Source organism: Pseudonocardia charpentierae (assembly GCF_031845345.1).
Lineage (GTDB): Bacteria > Actinomycetota > Actinomycetes > Mycobacteriales > Pseudonocardiaceae > Pseudonocardia > Pseudonocardia charpentierae.
In genome coordinates this window covers 1-12,527 of sequence record NZ_JAVREJ010000010.1, presented here as the reverse complement: position 1 = coordinate 12,527, position 12,527 = coordinate 1, and the positions used below count along the sequence as shown (strand labels likewise).

Genomic DNA, 12,527 nt, shown 5'->3' with positions numbered 1-12,527 from the left:
CCTCAGAGCATCCCTGGCAGGATGCCCCCGTGCAGTGGTGGAGGGACGCCGTCTTCTACCAGGTCTACGTGCCCAGCTTCACCGATTCCGACGGCGACGGCATCGGCGACCTGCAGGGGATCCGCGGGCGCCTGGGCTACCTGGAACTGCTCGGCGTCGACGCGCTGTGGCTCAGCCCGATCTACGCCTCCCCCATGGTCGACAACGGCTACGACATCACCGACCACCGCGCCGTCGACCCGGTCTGGGGTGACCTCGACGCCGTCGACGAGCTGATCGCCGATGCGCACGCGCACGGCATCCGGGTGACCGTCGACCTCGTGCCCAACCACACCTCGGACCAGCATTCGTGGTTCCGCGCCGCACTCGCGTCGCCGACCGGCAGCCCGGAACGCGACCGCTACCACTTCCGGCCGGGCCAGGGCGTCGGCGGCGCGGAGCCGCCCAACAGCTGGCGCAGCGTGTTCGGCGGGTCGGCGTGGACCCGCGAGCCGGCGCGCGACGAGGGCCCGGGCGAGTGGTTCCTGCACCTGTTCTCGCCCGCCCAGCCCGATCTGAACTGGACGAACCTGGAGGTCTGGGCGGACCTCGACAAGACGCTGCGGTTCTGGCTCGACCGCGGCGTCGACGGCTTCCGCATCGACGCCGCGCACGGCATGTGCAAGCAGCTCGACGGGACGCCGCCGTCGTCGGACGACGACCCGCGCTTCGACCAGGACGCCGTGCACGACGTCCACCGGATGATCCGGGCGACGCTCGACCACTACCCGGAGCGGGTGGCGATCGGTGCGGTCGGCGTGCGCAACGCCACGCGGTTCGCCCGCTACGTGCGCCAGGACGAGCTGCACCTGGCCGTCGACACCCAGCTCGCGGCGAGCCGCTTCGACGCCGAGGAGGTGCGTGCGGCGATCGAGGACTGTCTCAACGCCGTCGGCTCCGTCGGGGCCGCGGCCTCATGGCTGCTGTCGGACCACGACGTGTCGCGGCCGGCCTCGCGCTACGGCGCAGGCCCCGTCGGCACGGCCCGGGCGCGGGCGATGGCGCTGGTGCAGCTCGCGCTGCCCGGCGCGGCCTACCTCTACAACGGCGACGAGCTGGGGCTGCCCGACGCCGACCTGCCCGACGAGGCGCGCCGCGACGCCGTGTGGCACCACGGAGAGGACAGCCGCGACGGCTGCCGCGTGCCGCAGCCGTGGGAGGCCGACCTGCCGGCGTACGGGTTCACCACCGGCGAGCCCTGGCTGCCGATCCCCGACGACTACGCCGTGCTCGGCGCCGCCGAGCAGCTCGAAGACACCGGTTCCACGCTCTCGCTCTACCGGCGCGCGCTGGAGCTGCGCCGTGAACACCCGGGCTTCCAAGCGCCCCCGTCGCCCGGGCCCGCGCTGGAGTGGTTCGGCGCCCCACCCGGCTGCCTGGCCTTCCGGCGGACGGGCACGACGCTCGTGTGCGCGCTCAACACCTCGCCCGCGCCGGTCCCGCTGCCTCCCGGAGACCCGCTGCTCGTCAGCGGCCCGTTGGACGACGGCATGCTGCCCCCGGACACCGCCGTCTGGCTCGCCTGACCCGGCGCGGCAGTCCGGTCAGGTCAGCAGCGGCAGGGCGGTGACCCGGCGGCGGACCACCGCGCCGTAGCGGGCGTCCAGCCGCATCCATGACGACGTCGCCGAGACCCGCACGATCTCGCCGGCCTCGCCCGCCCCGACGAACCCCATCCCGGAGAGCGCGAACAGGCAGCGCAGCGGGATCCGGACGGGCGGCCCGGCCGACCCCGACACGGTGAGCACGGTCTGGTCGAGCAGCGACGTCGGCGGCCCCAGCGGACCGGCGTGCTCGCGGGCCAGCACCAGCCCGCGCTCGGTGAGCCCCTCCAGCTCGGCCGCCGGCACGGTGTCGACGACGGCCCAGCCCTCCTCGGGCGGGAGCAGCCCCTGCCACAGCCCGCCGATGCCGGGATCGACGGTCTCGGCGCGGTCCACGCTCAGCGCCGAGAGCAGCGCGGTCGCGAAGGTCGTGACGTCGCCGGGCTCCAGGCTGCCGGGAACGGTGCGGGTGGCGAGAACGTCGAACGGCGTGCTCGCCCACACGGTCACCCGCCCCGCCCCGGTGGTGCGCAGCCGGACGACGGAGGTCTGGTCGAGACGCACGACCCGTCCGACGAAGGCGCCCAGGTCGCTGCGGTCGTCGGGGTCGGGGACGCGCAGCTCGGTCACGCCGCCCATCGCGCCAGGAACTTCCGTTCGTCGTCGGTGAGCCGGCGCGGGCGACCGGCGTCGAGGTCGTAGGTGGCCATGCGGGTCCAGGCCTGCACCGCGATCGCGTCGGCCGCACCCGGGCCGTCGTGCATCTCGTAGGTGATCCGGAACGACGCGGCGCGGATCTCCTCGATCGCCATGACCACGCGCAGGCCGTCGGACCGGTAGGGGATCTGGCGGCGGTAGTCCACGTGGAGGCCGACGACGAGCAGTCCGGCGGCGAAGCTCGCGACACCCTCGTCGGCGGCGGCGTCGAACATCAACGCGACGCGGGCCTCCTCCAGCAGTGTGACGGCCTTGCCGTTGTTGACGTGCCGGTAGGAGTCCTGGTCGGTCCACCGCACCGGGACCTGCGCGACGAAGCGGGCCACGCCGCACACTCTCTCATCCTGATCTGGTTACCCAGTCACCGCGCCAGGCCACGCAGCTGCCGCGACACCACCGACAGCGTCGCGAGGTCGAGCTGCTGGTCGCCCAGCATCTGGTCCAGCGCCGGGCGCGCCCGCAGCAGGCGCGAGGCGTTCCCGCTCTCCCACTGCGCGATCGCCTCGTCCACCGGGGTGCCGGGCGCCGCCTCGCGCAGGGCGTCGAGAGTCACCGCGCGCAGCGAGCCGTACAGGTCGTCGCGCAGCGCCAGCCGAGCCAGCGAGTGCCAGCGGTCGCCGCGCTCCAGTGCGCTCACCGCTTCCAGCGCCACGCTGATCCCGAGATGCTCCGACATCGCGTAGTACAGCTGTGCGACCTCGAACGGATTCCGCGGCTCCTTCTCGCGGTCCGCCAGCTCGATCAGGTCGACGATGTCGAGCAGCCCGTAGCTCTCGAGCAGCGCCGCGGCTTCCTGCGCCAGCTCGGCGGGCACACCGTCGGCCTCCAGCTTGGCGGCGGCCGCCGTCATCTCCGCGCACTCGCGCCCGACCAGCAGCTCGGGCAGGCGCGGGCGCAGAGCACGCACCTGCTCGGCGAAGCGCGTGATCGCCGAGCCGACCGCCAGCGGCTGGGGCCGGTTGGTGAGGAACCAGCGTGCGGCGCGGTCCAGCAGCCGTCGGGAGACCAGCACGACCCGGTCCGACACCGCGGTGGGGATCTGCGGTGACGACAGGCGCTCCCACAGCTCCGGCAGGTCGAACACCGCGGTGACCACCGCGAAGGCGCGCACGGAGTCGTCCGGGCTCGCCCCGAGCTCGTCCTCCATGCGGAACGCGTAGGTCATGCCGGCGGCGCCGACCGTCTCGTTGATCAGCAGCGTCGTGAGGATCTCGCGGCGCAGCGGATGGTCGTTGATCGCGTCGGGGAACTGCTCGCGCAGGGGCCGCGGGAAGTACTCGGGCAGCCGGCTCGAGAACGCCGCGGTGTCGGGCAGGTCCGAGGCGAGCACCCGGGCGTGCAGGTCGAGCTTGGCGTGCGCGACCAGCGTGGCCAGCTCGGGGCTGGTCAGTCCCTGCCCCGCAGCCTCCAGCGCCGCGAAGCCGGCCTTGTCGGGCAGCACCTCCAGCTGCCGCACGATGCCGCGCCGGGCCTCGAGGTCCGCCACGAAGCGCCGGTGCACGCGGACCATGCTCTTCGCGTGCGCGCGGCCGACGCCCAGCACGGCGTTCTGGTCGCGGTTGTCGTCGAGCACCAGCTCGGCGACCTCGTCGGTCATCTCCGCCAGCAGGGCGTTGCGCGCCTCGCGGTCCAGCGCGCCGTCCACGACGAGCCGGTCGAGCAGGATCTTGATGTTGACTTCGTGGTCGCTGCAGTCGACGCCGGCCGAGTTGTCGATCGCATCAGTGTTGATCTTTCCGCCGTTGCGGGCGAACTCGATGCGGCCCCGCTGGGTCAGCCCGAGGTTCCCGCCCTCGCCGACGACCTTGACGCGCAGCTCGCGCCCGTCGGCGCGGATGGCGTCGTTGGCCTTGTCGCCCGCGTCGGCGTGCGTCTCCCCGCTCGCCTTGACGTAGGTGCCGATGCCGCCGTTCCACAGCAGGTCCGCCGGAGCGCGGAGGATCGCACGGATCAGTTCGGGCGGGCTGAGCCGCGTCACGTCCCCGCCGATCCCGCCGCCGATCCCGCCGCCGATCCCGCCGTCGATCCCGCCGTCGATCCCGCCGTCGATCCCCAGTGCCTCACGGATCTCGGCGCCGATCGGCACCGACTTCGCCGTGCGCGGCCACACCCCGCCGCCCGCGCTGATCGCGGCGCGGTCGTAGTCGTCCCACGACGAGCGCGCCAGCGCGAACAGCCGCTCCCGCTCGGCGAGCCCGCGCGCGGCGTCGGGCGTCGGGTCGACGAAGACGTGCCGGTGGTCGAACGCCGCCACCAGCTTGATGTGCGGGGAGAGCAGCATGCCGTTGCCGAACACGTCGCCGGACATGTCGCCGATCCCGACGACGGTGAACTCCTCGCGCTGGGTGTCGACACCCAGCTCGCGGAAGTGCCGCTTCACGCTCTCCCAGGCCCCGCGCGCGGTGATGCCCATCGCCTTGTGGTCGTAGCCCACCGAGCCGCCGGAGGCGAACGCGTCGCCGAGCCAGAACCCGTAGGACTTCGCGACCTCGTTGGCGATGTCGGAGAACTTCGCGGTTCCCTTGTCCGCGGCGACCACCAGGTAGGCGTCGTCGCCGTCGTGGCGCACCACCTCAGGCGGCGCCACGGTCTCGGTACGCCCGTCGGCTCCGGTGACCAGGTTGTCGGTGACGTCGAGCAGCCCGGAGATGAACGTGCGGTAGCAGGCCACGACCTCGTCGCTGCCCGCCTCGGGCCGGCGCACCACGAACCCGCCCTTGGCGCCGACCGGCACGATCACCGCGTTCTTCACGGCCTGGGCCTTGACCAGCCCCAGGACCTCGGTGCGGAAGTCCTGCGGCCGGTCGCTCCAGCGCAGCCCGCCCCGGGCCACGGCTCCGTAGCGCAGATGCACGCCCTCCACCCGCGGGGAGTAGACGAAGATCTCGAACCGCGGGCGCGGCGCGGGCATGTCCGGCACCGCGGACGGGTCGATCTTGAACGAAAGAAACGGCCGCGCGCGGTAGAAGTTGGTGCGCAGAGTCGCGCTGATCATCCCGAGGAAGCTGCGCAGGATCCGGTCGGCGTCCAACCCGGTCACGGTGTCGATCTGCTTCCGCACGGCGGCGAGGGCGTGCTCTTCGGTGCCGACGCGTTCCTGCGGGTCGAGCGCCGGATCGAAGCGCGCGGTGAACAGGTCGAGCAGCGCCCGCGCGATGGCGGGGTGGGCCAGCAGCGTGTCGGCCATGTAGTTCACGCCGTACGGGTTGCCGAGCTGGCGGGCGTAGCGGGCGTAGGCCCGCAGCACCGCGACCTCCCGCCACGTGAGCGCCGTGCGCAGCACGAGTGCACTGAACCTGTCGGCCTCCGCGTCGCCCCGCCACGCCGCCGCGAACGCCGCGGTGAAGTGGGCGGCGACCTCGGTGTGCGGCCGATCGGCGAGGGCGGTCTGGGTCGCGACGTCGAGGCTCAGCCCGAAGTCGTAGGTCCAGCAGCGCAGGCCGTCGGGCCGGACGATCTCCGAGGGGCGCTCGTCGAGGACGTCCACGCCGAGTTGCTGCAGCACCGGGAGCACCGCCGTCAGGGTGGCGGGGGCGCCGGCGAGGTACAGGGTGAAGCGCTCCTCCTGGCCGCCGGACGGGGCGTAGAGCCGTAGGCCGAAGTCGCCCGGCCCGCTCAGCCCGGCGACGTAGCGCAGGTCGACCAGCGCCTGCGCCGGGTCGACCCCGGCCTTGTACGCCTCCGGGACCCCGGGCAGCAGGTCGGCGACCTCGGCACTGCCGGTCAGGGACAGCAGGCGGTCGTCCCAGGTACGGATCGCCTCGCCGAGCTCGTCCTGGAGGTCGTCGACGTCCACGGTCTCCGGCGGCGTCTCGGGATCGGTGTGCACCGTGAAGTGCACGAGCGCGAGCGCGGACTCCGTGAGCCGGACGGTGAAGTCGACGGACGTGCCCTGCAGGCGGAGCTGCAGCACGTCGGCCATCGCGATGCGCGACGACGTCGTGTACCGGTCGCGCGGCACGTACACCAGGCACGAGACGAACCGGCGGTACGGGTCGGGGCGCAGGAAGACGCGGACGGTCCGGCGACCGGCGACGGCCAGCACACCCACGGCGGTGTCGTGCAGTTGCTGCTGGGTTCCGCTGAACAGCTCCTCGCGGGGCAGCGCCGAGATGACCTCGAGCATCTGCTGGCCCGAGTAGGAGGCCAGCGGGAAGCCGGCGCGGTGGATCGCCCCGCGGACGTGCCGCTCGACGACCGGGATGTCGAGCACGTTCTCGAAGAGCGCGGCGACGGTGAGCATGCCGAGGAAGCGGTGCTCGCCGAGCAGCCGTCCCCCGGCGTCGACGATGCGGACGGCGAGGTAGTAGGGCTGCACCGGGCGGAGAACGCGGCTCTTGGCGCTGGCCCGGGTGAACACGAGCAGCTCGCGCGGGGTGTCGGCCTGCTCCGGGGTGAGCGCAGCAGCGACGCCGCTGTCCGTGCGCATGACGCCGAGCCCGGGCCCCTCGGGAGTCAGCTCGCCGTCCGCCGCGGCCGTGAGGTAGCGGTGGCCGAGGAAGGTGAAGTGCCCGTCGGCGAGCCACCGCAGCAGGTTCGCGACGTCTTCCGCCCGGTTGGCCGTCGACGGCTCCGCCGTGCGGTCGGCGTCGAGCAGGCCGTCGGCGAGCAGCCGGTCGGCCAGCCCACGTGCCTGCCGGGCCATCGCCGGGGCGTCGCGGACGACCTCGCGAACGTCGTGCAGCACCTCCGTGACGTCCGCCTGGAGCCCGGCAGGGACTCGGCCGCCCAGATCGACGTGGATCCACGACTCGACGAGCGTTCCCGGCGGCGGGGTCGTCGGATCGCCGTCGGGCAGGACGGCGCGCAGCTCGCCGTCCGGCGTGCGCTCCACGACCACGATGGGGTGGATGATCCGCCGGGCCTCGCCCCCGGTCCGTCGCACCGCCGCGAGGACGGACTCGACCAGGTAGGGCATGTCGTCCGTGATGATCTCGAGGACCGCACCGCCGGACTCGCCCGCCGCGTCGCGGATGCGGATCAGCTCCTGCCCCGGTGCACGACGCCGGGCGAGCTCGCGGTGCGACTCGGCTGCGGAGCGCAGGATCGGGCCGGGGTCCCCGGAGCGGACGAGGTCTGGCGTGTGTCGGCGGTAGAGGGTGTCGAGGCCGGCGTCGATCGCATCTCGCGGAGCCGTGGAACCGCCGGTCTGAGTTCCGGCGCTGCCGGCGTCGGGATCAGGCGACGGCTCCGCGGCGGGAATCTGCTCACGGGTCCGACTGATCACGTGCGTGCCCCCCGGGGCTCCTGGCTGGTGCTGGCGTCGGCCGGCCTGGCGACGTCAAGGGTAGCCCCTGTGGCATGGCCCACTCGACTCTGCGCACCGCCAGCCGGGATCGCCGTCGTCCGACGAGATCGCGGCGCGCGGCCTCAGATGCTGCGGTAGGCGGCGAGAGCGCCGGCCAGGAGGTCGCCGAGGCCGAGACCGTCGGTGTCGGTCGGGCGGGGACGCCCGGCGCCCGGCGCCGCTCCGGTTTCTCCGGGCCTGCGTCCCTGTTCCCGTGGTTCCGACGACTCGGGGACCCCTGCCGCGCCCCCGTCGCCCGAGCCCGGTTCCCGAGAACGGCTGTGCCCGTTGCGCCGAGCACGAGGGCCGCCGGAGAGCGCCGGACCGACCCGAACCGTGTCGTCGACGACCGAGCCGCGCCCGCCGGCCGACGGTGCGCGACGGCCGCCGTCGGGGGACGTCGCTCCTCGTTCCGACGTGGGGGGCCGCTGGTCGGCGCTGTCGTCGGCCTGTGGAGCGGGTGTGGCGACGACGGATGCCGCCGACCCGCCGCCATCGGCGGGGTGCACCGAGGGCACCGCGACCGTGGAGCCGAGCCGTGGATCGCGCTCGAAGACCACGGTGTCGCGCAGCGCCGGATCCACCTGCCCGACCGGCCGTGCGGACGGCTCGGCGTCGGCGGAGGGCACGCCGGCGGGCCCGGCGGTGGAACTCGGTGATTCCGGGACAGAGTCGCCGACCAGCTCACGGAACAGTGCGTCGCCGATCAGCGACCCGCTCCCCGCCGGTCTGCCGACCGCAACGGATCTGCCCGTGTCGGTGGTGGCGGCAGGCGCTGCGTTCACCTTTCTCGTGGCACCGGCCCGCGCGGACGCGGTGGCACCGAGTTCGGGTGGTGCGGCGTCCGACCACCCGACGGCCTCCGCCGACTCGGCGGCGAGTCGCCGCGCCCGCCGGCTGGAGCCCGTCGCGCCGCCCGGGTTCCCGGCGTGGGCCCGGGCGCGGTCGGCGCCGTTCGGGGTCGGCGCCGGATCCGAGGGTGATCCGTTCTCCGAACCAGCCGCATCAGCTCCGACTGCCACGTTGTGGGTCTCGTCGGCTCGAGGGCCGTGGCCCGGGCCGGCGCCCAGGAGGGCCGCCGCCTCGCGGATGGCCGCTGCGGTCGACGACCGCCACTCCTGCTCACGAATCGCTTCGTTGCTGCTCGGTCTCCGCGCCCAGGTCCCGGTGACAGCGGCCAGCCGCTTGCGCAGGCGTGCCGCGCGGTCGTGGTCGCGCCGCTCCGCGGCCATCGCGGCGCGCACGGCGCTCAGGGCCTCGTCCAACCGGCCCGCCGCCTCGTGCAACTCCCCGAGCATCGACCGGCACGCCGACTCGAGGTCGGGGACGTCGCTGTCCGCCGCGTCACGGGCCGCGGGCTCCAGGGCGGCGAGGACGGCGGCCGCGCCCCCGTCGACGGCCATGACGCGGGCGACGGCGAGACGCAGCCCGGCCAGTTGGCGGCTCGGGCGCGCCGTGCCGACGAGCCTGCTCGCCGCAGGCAGCGCCTCGCCGCGCGCGTCGACCATCCGCCCGACGTCGACCAGTGCCGCGATCCACTCGGCCGTGAGAGCCGCCGCGAGGTGATCCGACTCGGTGCCCCCCGCACGCCGCCCTCCGGCGTTCACTCGTGCCAGACCGCCTGCGGCGACCGCCACCGCCGCGTCCGGACGACCCGCCCGCCGTTCATGGGCGGCCCGGAGCAGCAGGACCGAGGCCACACCGGGCTCGCATCCCGTCGCCAGCCATGCCTGTTCCGCCGCGTCGAGGGCTGCAGCGGCCGTGTCCGGCGCATCGTCGATCGCGCACCGGGCCAGCTCGGTGAGCACGTCCGGCCGAAGCTCGCCCTCGAGGTCGTCGACCCCGGGCTCCGCCGCCAACAGGGCCTGGACGGCGGACGGCGCACCCGAGCGGCGGGCCGGTCCGGCCAGTTCGACGCGCAGCCGCCGACCCTGTGGCCCGGCCATGAGCTCGACCCCGGCCTCACCCCATCGCCCAAGACCGTCGAGCAGGTCGCAGGCGACCTCCCGACCGTCGCCGAGCGCGCTCCGCCCGTGCAGCAGCCAGCCCGCCGCGGCCACCCAAGTCGCGGCGTCGTCCGCGGCGTCGACCGCCAGTTCCGCGAGCGTCGCCGTCAGATCGGGCCGCTTCCAGCGCAGGGCCGCGGCCGCCCGGACGAGTTGCAGCGGGGCAGAGCTGTCGAGGGCCGGGTGGGGGCCCTGCCCGTTCACTGTGTCCACATCGCCTCCCGACGTGCTGTGGCGGACTACAGGGACGAGACGGCGATACCGACCACCCGACCTTGATCTGGCTGCTGTCAGTCGCTCGCGCTGCTGTCAGTCACGAGTGAGCTTACGGTGGGTCACACGATGTGGCCGCGCGGCCTCCGCTCCGAGCCGCTCGACCTTGTTCTTCTCGTACGATTCGAAGTTGCCCTCGAACCAGAACCAGCTCGCCGGGTTCTCGTCGGAGCCCTCCCAGGCCAGGATGTGCGTCACCACCCGGTCCAGGAACCAGCGGTCGTGGGAGATGACCACGGCGCAGCCGGGGAACTGCTCGAGCGCGTTCTCGAGCGAGCCGAGGGTCTCCACGTCGAGGTCGTTCGTCGGCTCGTCGAGCAGGATGAGGTTGCCGCCCTGCTTCAGGGTCATCGCGAGGTTGAGCCGGTTCCGCTCTCCTCCGGAGAGCACGCCTGCAGGCTTCTGCTGGTCCGGGCCCTTGAACCCGAACGCCGCGACGTAGGCCCGCGACGGCATCTCGGTCTGGCCGACCCGGATGTGGTCGAGCCCGTCCGAGACGACCTCCCACACCGTCTTCTTCGGATCGATGCCGGCCCGGTTCTGGTCGACGTACGACAGTTGCACCGTGTCGCCGACCCGCACCGTTCCGGAGTCCGGCTGCTCCAGCCCGACGATGGTCTTGAACAGCGTGGTCTTGCCGACGCCGTTCGGGCCGATGACGCCGACGATGCCGTTGCGCGGCAGCGAGAACGACAGGTCCTTGATCAGCACGCGGCCGTCGAATCCCTTGTCCAGGTTCGCGACCTCGACGACGATGCTGCCGAGCCGCGGGCCGGCCGGGATCTGGATCTCCTCGAAGTCGAGCTTGCGGTGCCGCTCGGCCTCCATCGCCATCTCCTCGTAGCGCTGGAGACGGGCCCGGCTCTTGGCCTGACGCGCCTTCGCGCCGGAACGGACCCAAGCCAGCTCCTCGACCAGCCGCTTCTGCAGCTTGACGTCCTTGCGCCCCTGGACCGCGAGGCGCTCGGCCTTCTTCTCCAGGTAGGTCGAGTAGTTGCCCTCGTAGGGATAGGTGTGACCGCGGTCGATCTCGAGGATCCACTGGGCCACGTTGTCCAGGAAGTAGCGGTCGTGCGTGACCGCCAGCACCGCACCGGAGTACGCGGCGAGGTGCTGCTCGAGCCAGAGCACGCTCTCCGCGTCGAGGTGGTTGGTCGGCTCGTCGAGCAGCAGCAGGTCCGGCCTGCTCAGCAGAAGCTTGCACAGCGCCACCCGGCGGCGCTCGCCGCCGGACAGGTTGACGACGGGCAGGTCGGGCGGCGGGCAGCGCAGCGCGTCCATCGCCTGTTCGAGCTGGGAGTCGATCTCCCATGCGTCGGCGTGGTCGAGGACCTCCTGGAGCTCGCCGAACTCCTCCATCAGCTCGTCGGAGTAGTCGGTGGCCATCTGCTCGGCGATCGCGTTGTACCGGTCGAGCTTCGTCTTGATCTCGCCGAGGCCCTCCTCGACGTTCCCGAGGACGGTCTTCTCCTCGTTCAGCGGCGGTTCCTGCTGGAGGATCCCGACCGTCGCCCCCGGCTGGAGGTAGGCCTCGCCGTTGTTCGCGTGCTCCAGGCCCGCCATGATCTTCAGGACCGTCGACTTCCCGGCGCCGTTCGGCCCGACGACACCGATCTTGGCTCCAGGCAGGAAGTTCAACGTCACGTCATCGAGGATGACCTTGTCACCGTGAGCTTTTCGGACCTTCTGCAGGGTGTAGATGAACTCCGCCACGTCAGCGATGGTAGTTGCGGCCTCGGCCTCACCCCTCGGCGGCCGGTGCCGTGCCGACCAGCGCAGCTGCGCCCTCGACGTCGTCCGGCACCTCAGGAGCTCGGTCGCCGGCCGCCTCGGGCTCGCCGGAGGCGCGCCGGTCGCGCTTGAGCACGACCGTGCAACGGGCGAGGTCGGCGGCGACGTTCTGCGCCTCGACCGTCACAGCCGTGCGCCGCTGCCCTTCGTGCTCGTAGTTGCGGGTCAAGAGCCTGCCGGTGACGACCACCGGATCGCCCTTGACGAGGGAGGCGCTCGCGTTGTCCGCGAGCTTGCGCCAGCACTTCACGTCGACGAACAGCTCCGCACCGTCCACCCAGCCACCGGTCGCGCGGTCGTAACGGCGCTCCGTGCTGGCGATGCGGAACTTGGCCAGTGCCGTGCCGTCGTTCAACCGACTGTGGCCGATGTCGGTGGCGACCCGGCCGACCACGGTCACATGAGTCTCGTACATCGCACTCTCCCGCCTTCACAGGTTCTGGTGCGATCCAGCCTCGACCTGAACAGGGCGGCCGACAATGGACGTCGGAAAACTGTGGATGGCGGCAACGGGATGTGGACAACCCGAGGTGGCGGGACGGAAGCGGCACCGAACCGTCGCCGCCTCGTGCGAGTGTGGAACGGGGGGTGCCCGAAACGGGCGACGCATTCGGCCGGCCAGATCCGGAAATGCAGAATGCCCCGCCGGTCACCCGGCGGGGCATTCTCTTACGTTTGATGTCGGCGGCGACCTACTCTCCCACACCCTGGCGAGTGCAGTACCATCGGCGCTGGAGGGCTTAGCTTCCGGGTTCGGGATGGGACCGGGCGTTACCCCTCCGCCACAACCACCGACAACACTATCAACTTATCCCCACCCCTATTTCACAGGGCAGAGCCGAACACACCACCACCCCGCGACACATGAAT

General features: G+C 72.6%; 7 protein-coding genes and 1 rRNA gene. 1 reads left to right on the top strand and 7 read right to left on the bottom strand.

The window, feature by feature from the left end; all coding sequences use genetic code 11:
• The first annotated feature begins 29 nt into the window (after positions 1-29).
• On the top strand, positions 30-1,565 hold the full coding sequence (locus tag RM445_RS15225; protein WP_311556922.1) for an alpha-amylase family glycosyl hydrolase: 1,536 nt from the start codon (positions 30-32) through the stop codon (positions 1,563-1,565).
• A gap of 18 nt (positions 1,566-1,583) precedes the next feature.
• On the opposite strand, the gene RM445_RS15220 is transcribed toward RM445_RS15225, so the two are convergent.
• The 7 genes from RM445_RS15220 to rrf all read right to left on the bottom strand — a co-directional run bounded on the left by RM445_RS15220 (position 1,584) and on the right by rrf (position 12,453).
• The gene (locus RM445_RS15220) at positions 1,584-2,213 is read right to left on the bottom strand and encodes a hypothetical protein (protein WP_311556920.1); all 630 of its coding nucleotides are present in this window, start codon (positions 2,211-2,213) and stop codon (positions 1,584-1,586) included.
• Positions 2,210-2,626, bottom strand: coding sequence for an acyl-CoA thioesterase (locus RM445_RS15215; RefSeq protein ID WP_311556919.1), 417 nt, complete (start codon positions 2,624-2,626; stop codon positions 2,210-2,212). Before RM445_RS15215 ends, RM445_RS15220 begins: the two co-directional genes overlap by 4 nt.
• A gap of 35 nt (positions 2,627-2,661) precedes the next feature.
• Positions 2,662-7,527: an NAD-glutamate dehydrogenase gene (locus tag RM445_RS15210; protein ID WP_311556918.1), complete on the bottom strand. Its 4,866-nt coding sequence runs from the start codon at positions 7,525-7,527 to the stop codon at positions 2,662-2,664.
• A gap of 143 nt (positions 7,528-7,670) precedes the next feature.
• The gene (locus tag RM445_RS15205) at positions 7,671-9,806 is read right to left on the bottom strand and encodes a hypothetical protein (RefSeq protein ID WP_311556916.1); all 2,136 of its coding nucleotides are present in this window, start codon (positions 9,804-9,806) and stop codon (positions 7,671-7,673) included.
• A 96-nt stretch (positions 9,807-9,902) separates the two neighbouring features.
• Positions 9,903-11,579 carry an energy-dependent translational throttle protein EttA gene (gene ettA, locus RM445_RS15200; RefSeq protein WP_311556914.1) on the bottom strand — a complete coding sequence of 559 codons (1,677 nt, stop codon included), beginning with the start codon at positions 11,577-11,579 and terminating at the stop codon, positions 9,903-9,905.
• A 28-nt stretch (positions 11,580-11,607) separates the two neighbouring features.
• Positions 11,608-12,072 carry a single-stranded DNA-binding protein gene (ssb, locus tag RM445_RS15195; protein WP_311556913.1) on the bottom strand — a complete coding sequence of 155 codons (465 nt, stop codon included), beginning with the start codon at positions 12,070-12,072 and terminating at the stop codon, positions 11,608-11,610.
• A 264-nt stretch (positions 12,073-12,336) separates the two neighbouring features.
• Positions 12,337-12,453: ribosomal RNA gene (gene rrf / locus RM445_RS15190) — 5S ribosomal RNA — on the bottom strand.
• Positions 12,454-12,527 lie beyond the last annotated feature (74 nt).